The 16,226-nt window shown below is 71.7% G+C and carries 12 protein-coding genes; 5 read left to right on the forward strand and 7 right to left on the reverse strand.

The window, feature by feature from the left end; translation table 11 throughout:
• Positions 1–141: 141 nt before the first annotated feature.
• Both ppdK and ACIRDU_RS03930 read right to left on the reverse strand, forming a co-directional pair.
• Entirely contained in the window at positions 142–2,889 is a 2,748-nt protein-coding gene (ppdK, locus tag ACIRDU_RS03925; RefSeq protein WP_403574008.1) for a pyruvate, phosphate dikinase, read from the reverse strand.
• A 406-nt stretch (positions 2,890–3,295) separates the two neighbouring features.
• Positions 3,296–4,498 carry an ROK family protein gene (locus ACIRDU_RS03930; protein WP_403574011.1) on the reverse strand — a complete coding sequence of 401 codons (1,203 nt, stop codon included), beginning with the start codon at positions 4,496–4,498 and terminating at the stop codon, positions 3,296–3,298.
• 120 nt (positions 4,499–4,618) lie between these two features.
• Between ACIRDU_RS03930 and ACIRDU_RS03935 the strand changes: the two genes are divergently transcribed.
• The 3 genes from ACIRDU_RS03935 (at position 4,619) to ACIRDU_RS03945 (ending at position 9,977) form a co-directional block, all read left to right on the forward strand.
• Complete coding sequence (locus ACIRDU_RS03935; RefSeq protein WP_403575135.1) at positions 4,619–6,031, forward strand: MGH1-like glycoside hydrolase domain-containing protein; 1,413 nt, start codon at positions 4,619–4,621, stop codon at positions 6,029–6,031.
• Positions 6,028–7,965 carry a glycogen debranching N-terminal domain-containing protein gene (locus ACIRDU_RS03940; protein WP_403574014.1) on the forward strand — a complete coding sequence of 646 codons (1,938 nt, stop codon included), beginning with the start codon at positions 6,028–6,030 and terminating at the stop codon, positions 7,963–7,965. Before ACIRDU_RS03935 ends, ACIRDU_RS03940 begins: the two co-directional genes overlap by 4 nt.
• Positions 7,966–8,117: 152 nt before the next feature.
• Positions 8,118–9,977 carry a sulfatase-like hydrolase/transferase gene (locus ACIRDU_RS03945; RefSeq protein ID WP_403574017.1) on the forward strand — a complete coding sequence of 620 codons (1,860 nt, stop codon included), beginning with the start codon at positions 8,118–8,120 and terminating at the stop codon, positions 9,975–9,977.
• On the opposite strand, the gene dusB is transcribed toward ACIRDU_RS03945, so the two are convergent.
• Positions 9,978–11,111 (reverse strand): tRNA dihydrouridine synthase DusB, encoded by a 1,134-nt coding sequence (dusB, locus tag ACIRDU_RS03950; protein WP_403574020.1) that lies wholly within the window; start codon positions 11,109–11,111, stop codon positions 9,978–9,980.
• A 78-nt stretch (positions 11,112–11,189) separates the two neighbouring features.
• Here dusB and ACIRDU_RS03955 point away from each other — a divergent pair, with 78 nt between their 5' ends.
• A complete protein-coding gene (locus tag ACIRDU_RS03955; protein WP_403574023.1) occupies positions 11,190–12,635 on the forward strand; it encodes an MFS transporter in 1,446 nt (481 codons plus the stop codon).
• A 136-nt stretch (positions 12,636–12,771) separates the two neighbouring features.
• Here ACIRDU_RS03955 and ACIRDU_RS03960 read toward each other — a convergent pair whose 3' ends face one another.
• On the reverse strand, positions 12,772–13,206 hold the full coding sequence (locus ACIRDU_RS03960; RefSeq protein ID WP_403575138.1) for a VOC family protein: 435 nt from the start codon (positions 13,204–13,206) through the stop codon (positions 12,772–12,774).
• A gap of 194 nt (positions 13,207–13,400) precedes the next feature.
• Between ACIRDU_RS03960 and ACIRDU_RS03965 the strand changes: the two genes are divergently transcribed.
• A complete protein-coding gene (locus ACIRDU_RS03965; RefSeq protein WP_356524717.1) occupies positions 13,401–13,607 on the forward strand; it encodes a hypothetical protein in 207 nt (68 codons plus the stop codon).
• A 15-nt stretch (positions 13,608–13,622) separates the two neighbouring features.
• Here ACIRDU_RS03965 and ACIRDU_RS03970 read toward each other — a convergent pair whose 3' ends face one another.
• From ACIRDU_RS03970 to ACIRDU_RS03980, 3 genes are all read right to left on the reverse strand, one after another.
• Complete coding sequence (locus ACIRDU_RS03970) at positions 13,623–14,480, reverse strand: GNAT family N-acetyltransferase (protein ID WP_403574026.1); 858 nt, start codon at positions 14,478–14,480, stop codon at positions 13,623–13,625.
• 99 nt (positions 14,481–14,579) lie between these two features.
• Positions 14,580–15,173, reverse strand: coding sequence for a TetR family transcriptional regulator (locus ACIRDU_RS03975; protein ID WP_403574029.1), 594 nt, complete (start codon positions 15,171–15,173; stop codon positions 14,580–14,582).
• A gap of 26 nt (positions 15,174–15,199) precedes the next feature.
• Positions 15,200–16,204: an aldo/keto reductase gene (locus tag ACIRDU_RS03980; RefSeq protein ID WP_403574032.1), complete on the reverse strand. Its 1,005-nt coding sequence runs from the start codon at positions 16,202–16,204 to the stop codon at positions 15,200–15,202.
• Positions 16,205–16,226 lie beyond the last annotated feature (22 nt).

Genomic DNA, 16,226 nt, shown 5'->3' on the forward strand with positions numbered 1-16,226 from the left:
CGGGCGGGCGAACAGAACGCCGACAGCGCGGGAGCCGCACCTCCGCACAAGGTGCCGCTCCCGCGCTTCTGCGTGCGCCGGAGCCGCCGCGATCGGTGAGGGTCGGGGACCGTCGGCGGCTCCGGGTTCTGTGGACCCCGGCTAGCGGTGGTCGCTGCCCTGGGACTGGACCGCCGCCCGGCCCGCTTCCAGGCGGGCCACCGGGATGCGGAACGGGGAGCAGGAGACGTAGTCGAGTCCGACCTCATGGAAGAAGTGGACCGACTCGGGGTCGCCGCCGTGCTCGCCGCAGACGCCGAGCTTGAGGTCGGGGCGGGTCTCGCGGCCGGCCTTGGCGGCCAGCTTCACCAGGGAGCCGACGCCGTCCTTGTCGATCGTCTCGAACGGGGAGACACCGAAGATGCCCTTCTCCAGGTACGCGGTGAAGAAGCTCGCCTCCACGTCGTCCCGGGAGAAGCCCCACACCGTCTGGGTGAGGTCGTTCGTGCCGAAGGAGAAGAACTGGGCGGCCTCGGCGATCTGACCGGCGGTCAGCGCGGCGCGCGGCAGCTCGATCATCGTGCCGATGGACAGCTTGAGCTGCGCGCCCGAGGCCGCCTCCACCTCGGCGATGACCTGGTCGGCCTCCTCGCGCACGATCTCCAGCTCCTGGACCGTGCCGACGAGCGGGATCATGATCTCGGCGCGCGGGTCGCCCTTGGCGGCCTTGCGCTCGGCCGCGGCCTCGGCGATGGCCCGGACCTGCATGGTGAACAGGCCCGGGATGACCAGGCCGAGGCGCACACCGCGCAGACCCAGCATCGGGTTCTGCTCGTGCAGCCGGTGCACGGCCTGGAGGAGGCGCAGTTCGTTCTCGTGCGGCTCCTGGCGGGACTCGGCGAGCGCCACGCGGACGGACAGCTCGGTGATGTCCGGGAGGAACTCGTGCAGCGGCGGGTCGAGCAGGCGGACGGTGACCGGGAGGCCGTCCATCGACTCGAAGAGCTGGACGAAGTCCTGCTTCTGGAGCGGGAGCAGCTGCTTGAGGGACTCCTCGCGCTCGGCGTCGGTGTCGGCCAGGATCAGCCGCTCCACCAGCTCGCGCCGGTCGCCGAGGAACATGTGCTCGGTGCGGCACAGGCCGATGCCCTGGGCGCCGAAGCGGCGGGCGCGCAGCGCGTCCTCGGCGTTGTCGGCGTTGGCGCGCACGCGCAGGCGGCGCTTGCGGTCGGCGAAGGCCATCATGCGGTGCACGGCCTCGACCAGCTCGTCGGCGTCGTCGGCACCGGGGTGCATCCGGCCCTCGAAGTACTCCACGACCGGCGACGGCACGACCGGTACCTCACCGAGGTAGACCTTGCCCGAGGAGCCGTCGATGGAGACGACGTCGCCCTCCTCGACGACGTGCCCGCCCGGGACGGTCATCCGGCGGCGCTTGGTGTCGACCTCCAGCTCCTCCGCGCCGCAGACACAGGTCTTGCCCATGCCGCGCGCGACGACGGCCGCGTGGGAGGTCTTGCCGCCGCGGGAGGTCAGGATGCCCTCGGCGGCGATCATGCCGTCCAGGTCGTCGGGGTTGGTCTCGCGGCGGATCAGGATGACCTTCTCGCCCGAGCGGGACCACTTCACGGCCGTGTAGGAGTCGAACACGGCCTTGCCGACGGCCGCGCCCGGGGAGGCGGCGATGCCCCGTCCGACCTGCGCGACCTTCGCGTCCTCGTCGAAGCGCGGGAACATCAGCTGCGCGAGCTGGGCGCCGTTGACGCGGGTGAGCGCCTCGGCCTCGTCGATCAGGCCCTGGTCCACCAGCTGCGTCGCGATGCGGAAGGCCGCGCCCGCGGTGCGCTTGCCGACGCGGGTCTGGAGCATCCACAGCACACCGCGCTCGATGGTGAACTCGATGTCGCAGAGATCCTTGTAGTGGTTCTCCAGCGTCTGCATGATCTGCATCAGCTGGTCGTACGACTTCTTGTCGATCTGCTCCAGCTCGGCGAGCGGCACGGTGTTGCGGATGCCCGCGACGACGTCCTCGCCCTGGGCGTTCTGCAGGTAGTCGCCGTAGACGCCCTGGTGGCCGGAGGCGGGGTCGCGGGTGAAGGCGACGCCGGTGCCGGAGTCGGGGCCGAGGTTGCCGAAGACCATGGAGCAGACGTTGACGGCCGTGCCCAGGTCGTGCGGGATGCGCTCCTGGCGGCGGTAGAGCTTGGCCCGGTCGGTGTTCCAGGAGTCGAAGACGGCGTGGATGGCGAGGTCCATCTGCTCGCGCGGGTCCTGCGGGAAGTCCCGGCCGGCCTCGGTCTTGACGATCTTCTTGAACTTGGTGACGAGCTTCTTGAGGTCGGCGGCCTCCAGCTCGGTGTCGACCGTGACCTTCTTGGCCGTCTTGGCCGCCTCCAGCGCGTCCTCGAACAGCTCGCCGTCGACACCCAGGACGGTCTTGCCGAACATCTGGATGAGGCGGCGGTAGGAGTCCCACGCGAACCGGTCGTCGCCGGCCTGCTTGGCCAGGCCCTGCACGGACTTGTCGGAGAGGCCGATGTTGAGGACGGTGTCCATCATGCCGGGCATGGAGAACTTGGCGCCCGAGCGCACCGACACGAGCAGCGGGTCGTCGGCCTGGCCGAGCTTCTTGCCCATACGGGCCTCCAGCGCGTCGAGGTGTGCACTGACCTCGTCACGCAGTGCCGCCGGCTCCTCGCCGCTGTCCAGGTAGACCTTGCAGGCCTCGGTGGTGATCGTGAACCCGGGCGGGACCGGAAGTCCGAGGTTCGTCATCTCGGCGAGGTTCGCGCCCTTGCCACCGAGGAGGTCCTTGAGGTCCTTGTTGCCCTCGGTGAAGTCGTAGACGAACTTCACGCCCTCAACGCTGGTGCCGTGCTCAGCTACCTGGGGATCTTTGTTTTCCGACACGGGTCTCGACTCCTCGAGGACGCGGTGGCTGCCCTGACGGCGAGGAACATACCCAGATCAAAGGCGTCTGGGTACGTCCACTCGTGCGTCATACGCCTGTAACCACTCGTCCGCCAGCGGATCGAAAGTCAAGGCTGAGAAAGCGATCACGGGCGCGTGTTTTCACTTCTTGAACGCAAGAACCTCCCTCACCCCCTCTGGACGCTCATCTGAGCGCAGTTTCCGCACATTTGATTTCGCTCGATGAACGATCAAAGCGTGGCACTCAGTGCCACCCTTTGGAGAAGTGCAGTCGCTCACGATCCGCTCATCTGAGCGCAACCCTTATCAGGGGTGGCGAGAATCACGCTGCCACAGACGACGGAATTTCACCATGCGGACGCGTCACGGGACCGGAACGCGGCCGTCACACCCCGAGCGCGCGCAGCCGCTCCTCGGCCCGCTCGGGCGCGTAGAGGTGCTCCACGACCATCGCACCGGCCCCCACCAGCCCGGCCCGCTCGCCCAGCCGTGTGGTCACGATGTCCAGGTGAGCGGTGGAGCGGGGCAGCGCCCGCTGGTACAGCAGTTCACGGACGCCCGTCAGGAAGGCAGTTCCGGCCAGATCCCCGGCGATCATCAGCACGCCGGGGTTGAGCAGGGTCACGACGGTCGCGAGGACGTCCCCGACGCGGCGCCCGGCCTCCCGGGCGAGTCCGACCGCCTCCGGATGCCCGGACGCCAGCAGGTCCCGCACATCCGAGCCGGAAGCCGCCGCCACCCCCGCCTCCGCCAGCCGCCGCGCCACCGCGCCACCGCTCGCGACGGCGGCCAGACAGCCGTACGAACCGCACCGGCACAGCGCCTCGGCGCCCTCCGGCACCCGGATGTGCCCGATGTCGCCCGCCCCGCCGTCGACGCCCCGGAAGACCGAGCCGTCCACCACGACCCCGGCGCCGATGCCGGTGGAGACCTTGACCAGCACGAAGGCGGAGCAGCCGGGGTAGCCGGTGCGCTGTTCCCCGTACGCCATGAGGTTGGCGTCGTTGTCCACCAGCACGGGCACCCCGGCGGCGCCCGCGTGCTCGCCGAGCGCCCGGGCCAGCCGCCCCCTTATGTCGTAGCCGTCCCAGCCGGGCATGATCGGCGGCTGGACGACGCGGCCGGTCTCGGTGTCGACCGGGCCGGGCACCGCGAGCCCGACCCCGCAGACGGCCTCGGACCCGTGTCCGGCCTTTTCGAGCAACTCGGCGAACCAGCGGCCGAGTTCGCCGAGCACGGCGTCCGGACCGTCCTCCACGACCAGGGTGCCGGAGTGCTCGGCGAGTATCTCGCCGCTCAGCGACAGCACGGCCGCCCGCGCGTGCCGGGTGTCGAGGTCGGCGGCCAGGACCACCGCGTGCTCGTCGTCGAACTCCAGGGTGATGGAGGGCCGCCCGCCCAGCGGGGAGTCCACCGGCCCCCCGGCGCCCTCGCGCAGCCAGCCCGCACGGAAGAGCCGGTCGAGCCGCTGCCCGACGGTGGCCCGGGACAGTCCGGTCGCCTGTTGCAGCGCACCCCGGGTCACGGCACGGCGACTGCGCACCAGTTCGAGCAGATCGCCGGCGCTCGCCTGAACGCGTCCCGTCATGCGCACCCCCTTGTGTTTCCCAACCCTGCATTACATATTGGGTTTTGCGTGTTAAATAGACGTAACCCTACGGTAGCCCCTGCCGATCCTGGTCAGGAGTACGTTTTGGGAGAGCCCCGAGTGGATCGCATCGCCCAGCTCACCACGCGTCCCGCGGGGCGCGAGACCGTATACGATCCGGCCGCCGCGCCGTCTTCCCTGCAGGTCAGGGCCGCACAAGTGCTGGAGGGCAACTGGACGGGCGGATCCACGGTGCCCTCGCGCGGCCTGTATCCGCACCAGTGGTCGTGGGACTCGGCGTTCATCGCGATCGGCCTGCGGCATCTGTCGCCGTTACGGGCCCAGACGGAACTGGAGACGCTGCTGGCGGCCCAGTGGGCGGACGGGCGGATCCCGCACATCGTCTTCAACCCCTCCGTCCCTCTCGACGCGTACTTCCCGAGCCCCGACTTCTGGCGCTCCTCGACCGCGGGACGCGCGGCGGGCGCCCCGGGCACCGTACAGACCTCCGGGATCGTGCAGCCACCGGTGCACGCGCTGGCCGCGTGGCTGGTGCACCTCGCCGACCCGGGTCTGTCCAGGGCACGCGGCTTCCTCACCCGGGTGCACCCCCGGCTGGCCGCCTGGCACCGCTACCTCCTGCACCGGCGCGACCTCGGCGGAGGCGGACTGGTGTCCGTCGTGCACCCCTGGGAACAGGGCATGGACAACAGCCCCTGCTGGGACCGTCCGCTGTCCCGGGTCGCTCCGGCCCCCGCCCGCTCCTTCCGCCGGGCCGACCTCGACCACGGCGCCCCCGAGGACCGGCCGACGGATCTGGACTACGGGCGGTACGTGCGGCTGGCGGCGGACTACCGGGACCGCGGATACGCCGACGGCCCGGGCGACTTCGCCGTGGAGGACCCGGCGTTCAACGCCCTGCTCATCGCCTCCGAGTACGCCCTGGACCACATCGCGCACGAGCTGGGCGCGGCGGGCTCGGCCCGGCAGGCCCGCGCCGAGCGGCTCACCGCCGCCCTGGTGGAGCGGCTGTGGGAACCGGCCGCGGGGATGTTCCTGTGCCGGGACGTGCGCGCCGGGGAGCTGATTCCCGAACGCGGCGTCACCGGCCTCGTCCCCCTGCTGCTGCCGGCGCTGCCGCGCGACCTCGCGGCCACCCTGGTCCGCACGGTCTGCGGCCCGCACTTCGGCCTCGGCGGCACGACCCGCCTGGTCCCGAGCTACGACCTGCTCGGCGAGGCCTTCGACCCGCACCGCTACTGGCGCGGCCCGGCCTGGTTCAACACCAACTGGCTGCTGGAGCGCGGACTGCGGCTGCACGGCGAGCGGGGCCGGGCCGACGCGCTGCGCAAGGGCATGCTGCACACCGCCGGCGCCTCCGGCTTCGCGGAGTACGTCGACCCGTACACGGCACAGGCCTGCGGCGTCACCGGCTTCGGCTGGACCGCCGCGCTCACGCTCGACCTGCTGCACGACCGGCCCGCACGGGGCAGGAACGGCCTCACGGCGACCAAGGGAGGGGACCGAGGATGACGGACCGGCATCATCTGCTCGTGCACGGCCGGACGTTCGCCGCCGTCGGCGACCGCGGTGACATCAGCGGCTACCGGGGCGGCAGCGCCCCGGACGGCATGTTCGTACGGGACGCCCGGCATCTGAGCCGGTGGCAGCTCACCGTCGACGGGGCGGTGCCCGACACGCTGACGCCGGTCGCCGACGGGGACACCGCCCGCTGTGTGCTCGTCCCGCGCGGCGGCCGCGACGAGCCGCCCGCGTACACGCTCTTCCGCGAACAGGCCGTCGGGGACTCCTCGTTCGTGGAGTCCTTGCGCGTCACCAGCAACCGCCCGGTACCGACGACGGTCCACCTCGCGGTCACCGCCGACGCCGACTTCACCGACCAGTTCGAGCTGCGCTCCGACCACCGCACCTACCCGAAGCCCGGCGCCGTCCGCTCCCGCCGCGTGCTCGGCCACGGCGTGGAGTTCGCCTACCGGCGGGGCGAATGGCGGTCCGTCACGACCGTGACGACGGACCCCCAGCCGGACGCCGTGGAGGAGACCGGCACCGGCGCCCGCCGCCTGGCGTGGACCCTGGACCTCGAACCGCACGGCACCGCCGAGCTGACCCTGCGGGTCATCGCCCGTCCGCACGGCGACCGGCGCGCCCTGCGCGTACCCCGATCGCCCGCCGCCGTCCAGGAGCGACTGCGCGCCAGGGAACGCGAGTTCGTCCAGGACGTGGCTTTCCCGAGCGGCTGGCCGGAGCTGGCCGCGGCCTGCACCCGGGGTCTCGCCGACCTCGCGGCCCTCCAGCTCCCGGCGACCGGCCCGGACGGCGAGGACCTGCGCGTCCCGGCCGCCGGCGCCCCCTGGTTCCTGACGCTGCTGGGCCGGGACGCCCTGCTGACCTCGCTGTTCGCGCTGCCCTACCGGCCCCGGCTGGCCGCCGCCACCCTGCCCGCGCTCGCCGCGACCCAGGCCACCGGGACCGGCGCCGACGGGATCGCCCAGCCCGGCAAGATCGTGCACGAGGTTCGGCACGGCGAACTGGCGCACTTCGGCCAGGTCCCCTACGGCCGCTACTACGGCTCGGTCGACGCCACGCCCCTGTTCCTCGTCCTGCTCGGCGCGTACACCGAGCACACCGGCGACACCGGCCCGGCCCGCCGCCTGGAATCCCACGCCCGGGCGGCCGTCACCTGGATGCTCGACCACGGCGGCCTGACCTCGCGCGGCTACCTCGTCTACCGCGCCGACCAGGGCGGCCTCGCCAACCAGAACTGGAAGGACTCCCCCGGCGCCATCTGCTCCGCCGAAGGCACCCGCCCCCAGGGGCCGGTGACGGCCGCGGGCGCCCAGGGCTACGCCTACGACGCCCTGCGCCGCACGGCGGGCCTCGCCCGCACGGTGTGGCAGGACACGACGTACGCGCACCTGCTGGAGCAGGCGGCCGGTGACCTGCGCGACCGTTTCCAGCGGGACTTCTGGATGCCGGAGCACTCCTTCCCGGCCCTCGCGCTCGACGGCCGGGGCAAGCAGGTCGACGCGCTGGCCTCGGACGCCGGGCACCTGCTGTGGTCGGGCCTGCTGGACAAGGAGTACGGCGAACTCGTCGGCCGGCGGCTCCTCGAACCGGACTTCTTCTCCGGCTGGGGCGTCCGCACCCTCGCCGCCGGGCAGCCGGCGTACCACCCGCTCTCCTACCACCGCGGCTCGGTCTGGCCGCACGACAACGCGCTGATCGCACTGGGCCTGGCCCGCTACGGGCTGCACGACGAGGCCCGCGCGATCGCCCACGGCCTGGTCGACGCGGCGGGCGCGACCGGCCACCGGCTCCCGGAGGTCCTCGCGGGCTACGGCCGCGACACGCACCCGGAGCCGGTGCCGTACCCGCACGCGTGCGTGCGTGAATCCCGTTCGGCGTCGGCCCCGTTGGCGCTGCTCACGGCGGTCGGCGTGGTCTGAGGGCGGGTTGGCCGGCTGTTTGCCGGGTGTTTGCCGAGTGCTGGCCCGGCGGGCTGAACACACCTGGTGGACGCCCCGTACGGAACGGAGGCGGACCCGTACCCCCACCCGGGTCCGCCACCTCACCGGTTCCGTACGGGAAGGACCTCCGGGTGCCTGTCTTCACACGCTTCCACCAGTCGTCGCGGCCGGGCGACGGCAGGTCCGGGGCCGGGCCCGAGCCGGAGCGTGACGAGAAGGCGGACGTCCCGGAGGAGGTCGTCACGGAGGAGGTCGTCACGGAGGAGGCCGTCACGGAGGAGGCCGTCACGGAGGAGGCGGAGAGCGCCGGCGCCGGGACACGCCTCACCCGTCTGCGCACCTGGCGCACCCGTCACCCCCGAGCGGCCCGCGCGCTCCGCCTGACGACCACCGCCCTCGCCGCCGTCCTGGTCCTCGGGGCCCTGCTGCTGCCCAACACCCTCCCCGCCCTGAAAGCGGCCGGCTTCGCGCGGATCCCGGCCGAGGCGGTCATCGGGGCCGTCGTCGTGCTGGCGCTGCCGCGCCGGCCCCGGCTGGTGGCGGCGGTGCTGTACGGGCTCGGCCTCACCGCGCTGACCATGGTGAACCTGCTCGACATGGGGTTCAACGAGTACCTGGGCCGGGGCTTCAACGCCGCGCTCGACTGGGATTTGCTGCCCGACGCGCAGGCGTACGTCGAGGACACGCTGGGCGAGGGCGTCGCGACCGCTGCCGCCGTCGGTGCGGTGGCACTCGTGCTGCTCGTGGCGGCCGTCATGGTCGCGGCGGCGATCCGGCTCGCGACCGTACTGGCCCGGCACCGGGTGCGGGCGACCAAGGGCGCCCTGATCGCCGGCACCGTCTGGGTCACCTGCTCCGCGCTGGGCCTGACCCTGTTCGGCGGGCCGATCGCCTCCGAGCGCGGGGCCGGGGCCCTCAGGGTGCACGCGCAGCGGACGGTGGAATCGCTGCGCGACGAGGCGGCGTTCGTGAAGCAGTCGAAGGCGGACACCTTCGGCAACACCCCGCCCGGTGAGCTGCTGCCGGACCTGCGCGGCAAGGACGTGATCTTCACGTTCATCGAGAGCTACGGCCGCAGCGCGATCGAGGACCCCGTCATGGCACCCGGCGTCGACCGGACCCTCGACACGAGCACCAAGGCCCTGGAGAAGGCCGGCTTCGCCGCCCGCAGCGGCTGGCTGACCTCGGCGACGTACGGCGGCAGCAGCTGGCTCGGCCACTCCACGACCATGTCCGGCCTGTGGATCGACAACCAGCGGCGCTACCGCACGGTCAGCGCCGGCGACCACCTCACCCTCACCAAGGCGTTCCAGAAGACCGGCGCGTGGGACACGGTCGGCGTCATGCCGGGCGTGCAGAAGGGCTGGCCGGAGGAGAAGTGGTACGGCCTCGACAAGCTGTACGACGCCTTCGACCTGGGCTACCGGGGACCGAAGTTCAGCTGGTCGACCATGCCCGACCAGTACGCGCTGGAGGCGTTCCAGCGTCAGGTGCACGGAAAGAAGCGGGACAAGCCGCTGATGTCGTTCGTCATCCTGACCTCCAGCCACCAGCCCTGGGCGCCCATCCCCGAGATGGTCGGCTGGGACGAACTCGGCGACGGCTCGGTCTTCGACGCGATCCAGAAGGCCGGCAACAAGGCGTCGGACGTCCTCACCGACACCACCAAGTCCCGTGAGGAGTACGGCAAGTCCATCCAGTACTCCGTGACCAGCCTCACCCAGTGGCTTCAGCGCTACGGCACCGACGACACCGTCCTGGTGTTCCTCGGCGACCACCAGCCCATCGCCCGGGTCAGCGGCAACCGCGCCTCCCGGGACGTGCCGGTGTCGATCGTCGCGAAGGACCCGAAGGTCCTGGACAAGGTCGCCGACTGGAACTGGACGGAGGGCCTCAAGCCCGACAGCGACGCGCCCGTGTGGAAGATGAGCTCGTTCCGCGACCGCTTCCTCAAGGCGTTCGGCTCCACACCGCACCCCTCCAAGGGCTGATCAGCCGCCCGAGGTGTCCAGTTCGGCGTCCTCACCGACCCCGGCGCAGTCGTAGGGGTCCTTCAGCCAGCCGTCCGGCAGCACCACCCGGTTGTTGCCGGACGTACGGCCCCGGGGCCCGTCCGCACCCGTGGGCCAGGGCTGGTCGAGGTCCAGCTCGTCCAGTCCGGAGCGCAGTTCCTCCAGCGAGGACGTGATGGCGAGGCGCCCGCGCATCTCGGAGCCGACCGCGAAGCCCTTCAGGTACCAGGCGACGTGCTTGCGGAAGTCGATCACGCCCCGGGACTCGTCGCCGATCCACTCCCCGAGCAGGGTGGCGTGCCGGACCATGACGTCGGCGACCTCGCGCAGGATGGGGCGGGCGATGTCCTCGGCGCGGCCCTCGAAGGCTGCGACCAGGTCCGAGAACAGCCACGGCCGCCCGAGGCAGCCGCGGCCCACGACCACCCCGTCGCAGCCGGTCTCGCGCACCATCCGCAGGGCGTCTTCGGCCGACCAGATGTCGCCGTTGCCGAGCACCGGGATCTCCGGCACGTGCTCCTTCAGCCGGGCGATGGCGTCCCAGTCGGCGGTGCCGCCGTAGTGCTGGGCGGCGGTGCGGCCGTGCAGGGCGATGGCGGTGACGCCCTCCTCGACGGCGATCCGGCCGGCGTCGAGGAAGGTGATGTGGTCGTCGTCGATGCCCTTGCGCATCTTCATCGTGACCGGCAGATCGCCGGCGCCGCTGACGGCCTCGCGCAGGATGGCCCGCAGCAGGTTCCGCTTGTACGGCAGCGCGGAGCCGCCGCCCTTGCGGGTGACCTTCGGCACCGGGCAGCCGAAGTTGAGGTCGATGTGGTCGGCGAGGTCCTCCTCCGCGATCATGCGGACGGCCTTGCCGACGGTCGCGGGGTCCACGCCGTACAGCTGGATGGACCGGGGCCGCTCACTCGCGTCGAAGTGAATGAGCTGCATGGTCTTCTCGTTGCGCTCGACCAGCGCCCTGGTGGTGATCATCTCGCTGACGAACAGGCCCTTGCCGCCGCTGAACTCCCGGCACAGGGTGCGGAAGGGTGCGTTGGTGATCCCGGCCATGGGGGCCAGGACAACGGGCGGCTGGACGGTGTGCGGGCCGATCTGCAGGGGCGTGGACATGCCTCCATTGTGCCGTGCAATGAGATGGCAAAATTCATTAGTTAGCCACACTATCGAAGTCGGCGTACGATGGAGCGCATGCCCGAGCTCAGCCCTCGCCGCCGCATGCTGGTGCTCGCGATCTGCTGTATGAGCCTGCTGATCGTGAGCCTCGACAACACGGTCCTGAACGTGGCTCTGCCGTCCATGCAGCAGGACCTGCACGCGAGCACGTCGGGCCTCCAGTGGACGATCGACGCCTACACCCTGGTCCTCGCCTCGCTGCTGATGCTCGCGGGTTCCACGGCCGACCGGATCGGCCGCAAGCGGGTCTTCATGGCGGGCCTGGTCGTCTTCACGATCGGTTCGGTCCTGTGCTCCCTCGCGCCGAACCTTCAGGCACTGGTCGCGTTCCGGATGGTGCAGGCGGTGGGCGGCTCGATGCTGAACCCGGTCGCCATGTCGATCATCACCAACACCTTCACCGACCCGCGCGAGCGGGCCCGGGCGATCGGCGCCTGGGGCGCGGTCGTCGGCATCTCCATGGCCGCCGGCCCGCTGGTCGGGGGTCTGCTGGTCGACTCCGTCGGCTGGCGCTCCATCTTCTGGATCAACCTGCCGGTGGGCCTGGCGGCCCTGCTGCTCACCCTGCGCTTCGTCCCCGAGTCCCGCGCGCCTCGCGCCCGCCGCCCCGACCCGGTGGGGCAGGTGCTGGTGATCGCGCTGTTCGGCTCGCTCACGTACGCCATCATCGAGGCGCCGGGACTTCCGCTCAGGTCCATCGCGCCGCTGGCCGTCGTCGCCCTTGCCGCCCTGGCGGGACTGCTCCTCTACGAACCGCGCCGCGAGGAACCGCTGATCGACCTGCGCTTCTTCCGCTCGGCACCGTTCAGCGGGGCGACGGTCATCGCGGTCAGCGCGTTCGCCGCGCTCGGCGGCTTCCTCTTCCTGTCGACGCTGTACTTGCAGAACGTGCGCGGCCTGACCGCCCTGGAGGCGGGTCTGTGGATGCTGCCCATGGCGGTCCCGACGTTCCTGTGCGCCCCCCTGTCGGGCCGCCTGGTGGGCACGCGCGGCCCCCGTCCGCCCCTGCTGATCGCGGGCTGCACGATGACGGCGAGCGGCATCCTCTTCGCCGCGTTCGAGGCCGAGACCTCGAACGTCACGCTCTTCGCCGGCTACGTCCTGTTCGGCATCGGCTTCGGGTTCGTCAACGCGCCCATCACCAACACGGCGGTCTCGGGCATGCCCCGCGCCCAGGCGGGCGTGGCCGCCGCGGTCGCCTCGACGAGCCGGCAGCTGGGCCAGACCCTGGGCGTGGCCGTGCTGGGCTCGGTCCTCGCCTCGGGCGTCGGCTCGTCCTCGTACCGCGAGACGTTCGTGTCCGCGGCACGGCCCGGCTGGTGGATCCTGGCGGCCTGCGGGTTCGCGGTGCTGGCGCTGGGGGCGGTGACCAGCGGACGGTGGGCTCGCCGCACGGCCGATCGGACGGCGGAGCGCCTGGAGTCGGCGGAGGTACGGCAGGCCGTCGGGACGAGCGGCTGAGCTCGGAACGGCCGCCGGCCAGGAGGTTCGCCGGTGCGGGCCGGGCGCCGCGACTCAGAGCTCGCGGGGTCCTCCTTCGCGACTGCCGTGCGGGGCCCAGGAGGGACGACTCCTGCTTCGCCGTCTCCCACGATGCTCAGTCGAGACAGAACTCGTTGCCCTCGATGTCCTGCATCACGATGCACGACTCGTCGTACTCGTCGGCGAGCAGCACCCGCACGCGTGTCGCGCCGAGCGCGACCAGTCGCGCGCACTCGGCTTCGAGCGCGGCGAGGCGCTCTTCACCCACGAGCCCGGTGCCGACTCGCACATCGAGATGCACCCGGTTCTTGACGACCTTGCCTTCGGGGACGCGCTGGAAGTACAGCCGCGGGCCCACGCCCGAGGGATCGCCGCAGGCGAACCCGGCACCCCGCCGCTCGGGGGGCAGAGACCGATCGAAGTCGCCCCACGTGGCGAACCCCTCCGGTGGCGGCGGTACGACGTATCCCAACACCTCGCACCAGAAGCGAGCGACGCGCTCTGGTTCCGCGCAGTCGAAGGTGACCTGGACCTGCCTGATCGATGACATCGGCGCACCATAGCAGGGGCCTTCGTCGCTCATCTCCCGGCGTGTACCGGCATGTTGTCGTGCACCCCGCGTCCATCGGGCCCGTCCGCGTCTGAGAACTCGTCCCCGGGGAAACCCTGTTGATGTTGGTCTTGCTGCACACTCCTTGCTGCGAGCGGACCGGAACGCCGGATTTTCTCGACGCGGGAGGCGCCATGACGCAGATCGACACGAGCAAGGTCAGCCGCTGGGACCAGCACGGCCGGGAGCACGTGGTGCGGGTGCGGCGTACGGGCGTGCAGCGCACGATCAGATGCGACACCTGCGGCTGGCGCAGAGGCGCCCAGTTCCTGCCCTGGCTGAAGGCGGAGGAACACCTGGCGGAGGCTCACCAGGCGACGGTGGACCCGACAGCGGCTTGAGCCGGCCCGGATACCCTAGTAGAGGATCGAGGGCAGGTACGCGCCGTCGGGCCGGTTGTACAGGCCGATGGTCATCAGGCTCATCAGCTGCACGACCTTGAGGCCGTTGGACAGGCACCACCTGAGCAGCGCGCTGTCTTCCGCGGGGACGAGGATGCCCGGGCCGCCGAACTGCGGTGCCGAAGCGATCAGCGCCTGGACATCCGGGGCGGTCTCGCCCACGGCATGCGCGAAGAAGGCCAGGTCGGTGGCGTACCCGGTGACGCGTCCCTCGCGTTCGACGACCCGGGCGGTGCCCTGTTCGAGCGCGTCGGCGACCTCGCCGCCCCGGTCGACGCCGTGGACCTGCCGGCACACGTCGTTGCAGGCGCCGAGGTCCGCGTCCGTGGCCTCCCGCACCGTGTACCCGGGCAGCGCCCGCCCGATCGGCGGCCCCTGCACACAGGCCACCGTGGCCCGGTGGGCGAAGCCCATGCTCATGTACAGCGAGAACGACCTGTTGTGGTAGCCGCTCTGCAGCAGCCGGATGCCCGGTGCCCCGCGCTCGGCGGCCCTCTCCATCACGTCGCGCATCAGACGGCGGCCCACTCCCGCGTTCTGCACGGTGGGGTCGACGGTGACCGGCCCGACCCCGACGACGGCCGAGCGTTCGTCGAGGAAGTTGCTGCCGACGATCCGCCCGTCGAGCTCGGCGACGACACCGTAGAAACCCGGGTGCGTCAGGGCTCCCTCGATCAGCGCGACACCCACGTCGGGGCTCGGGATGTCGGGCGGGAACGCATGCTCCTCGGCGACGCCGGCGAAGGCCTCGTAGCAGATCCTTCCGCACTCTGCGGCATCGTCCGCAGTGCCCGGGCGCAGTGTGAGAGCCATGATCGCCATCCCTTCTTCGCACCCCCGCGCGGCGACCCACCCCTCGCTTCCATCCTGTGCCCGTCCCGGCCGGGACGCACCCGGTGCTGACGGGCACCCCTACGGTGTTCGCCGCAGTCCCTGCACCAGCAGGTCCACGACCGCCGCGAAGTCGGCCTCGGCTCCCGGCTCCTCCCACTCCCTCGCGTGGCAGGGGTCGTGGAAGCGGCCCGTGGCCTGAAAGACCGCCCGGGCCGATGCCTCCGCGTCGGTGGCGGCGAAGTCACCGGCCTCGACGCCGGCCTGGATGATGCGGGTCAGCTGGGACTCCAGGTCGGTGATGTGCTCACCCACCGCCGAACCGTTCTCGTCGGTGAGGACCATGTAGGTGGCGAACAGCTCCGGGTCCTCGCCCGCCTTGCGGCGCTTCGCGGCGAACAGCGCGGTGAGCCAGTCCCGCAGCCGGGCCTCCGGGACGCGGTCCGCGGCGGCGATCCCGGACAGCTCCCCGGACGTGCGGTCCAGCCAGCGCTTGGTGACCGCCTCGCGCAGCGCCGCCTTCGTCCGGAAGTGGCGGTAGACGCTGCCGTGGCTGACGCCGAGCGCGCGGGCCACATCCACCACCGTGGCCTTGGCCGGGCCGTGGCGGCGCAGCACCTCCTCGGTGGCCTCGAGGATGCGCTCGGCGGTCAGAGTCTCGCTGGTCGGTGCCATGCCCCTGACCGTACCCGGAGCCCGGTTCAGCTCTCGAGGTGCGCCATCTGGGCCGCCGGGTAGCGGTCACCGGCGGCGGCACCGGCCGGTACGGCCTCCTCGATCGCGGCCAGGTCGGCCGGTTCCAGCGTGACGTCCAGCGCGCCCAGCGCCTCCGTGAGCCGGTCGCGTCGGCGGGCGCCGACCAGGGGCACGATGTCCTCACCACGCGAGAGCACCCAGGAGATGGCGATCTGCGCGACGCTCACCCCCTTCTGCTCGGCGATCTTCCGCAGCGCCTCGACGAGGTTCAGGTTGTGCCGGAGGTTTTCGCCCTGGAAGCGCGGCGACATCGCCCGGAAGTCGCCCGCGCCCAGCTGCCGGTCGGCGGTGAAGTGGCCGGAGATCAGGCCCCGGGAGAGCACCCCGTACGCCGTGATGCCGATGCCCAGCTCACGGGTGGTGGGCAGGATCTCGTCCTCGATGCCGCGGGATATGAGGGAGTACTCGATCTGGAGGTCGGAGACGGGTGCCGTGGCCGCCGCCCGGCGGATCGTCTCGGCGCCGACCTCGCTCAGGCCGATGTGCCGCACGTAGCCCTTCTCGACGAGTTCCGCGATCGCGCCGACCGTCTCCTCGATCGGCACGTCCGGGTCGAGGCGGGCGATGCGGTAGACGTCGATGTGGTCGACGCCGAGACGCTGGAGGGAGTACGCGGCGAAGTTCTTCACGGCGGCGGGCCGGCCGTCGTAGCCCAGCCAGCTGCCGTCCGGGCCGCGCAGGGCGCCGAACTTCACGCTGACCAGGGCCTGTTCGCGCCGGGCCGCGGGGGCGGCGCGCAGGGCCTCCCCGATCAGCATCTCGTTGTGGCCCATGCCGTAGAAGTCGCCGGTGTCGAGCAGGGTGACGCCCGCTTCGAGCGCCGCGTGGAGGGTCGCGATGGATTCGGCCCGGTCCGCCTCGCCGTACAGCGCGGACATGCCCATGCAGCCGAGACCGAGGGCGGAGACCTGAGGGCCGGTGGTTCCGAGGGAGCGGGTGCGCATCGTCATGCCCCCAGCGTGCCATGACAGC

The organism is Streptomyces sp. NPDC093598 (assembly GCF_044764825.1).
Lineage (GTDB): Bacteria > Actinomycetota > Actinomycetes > Streptomycetales > Streptomycetaceae > Streptomyces.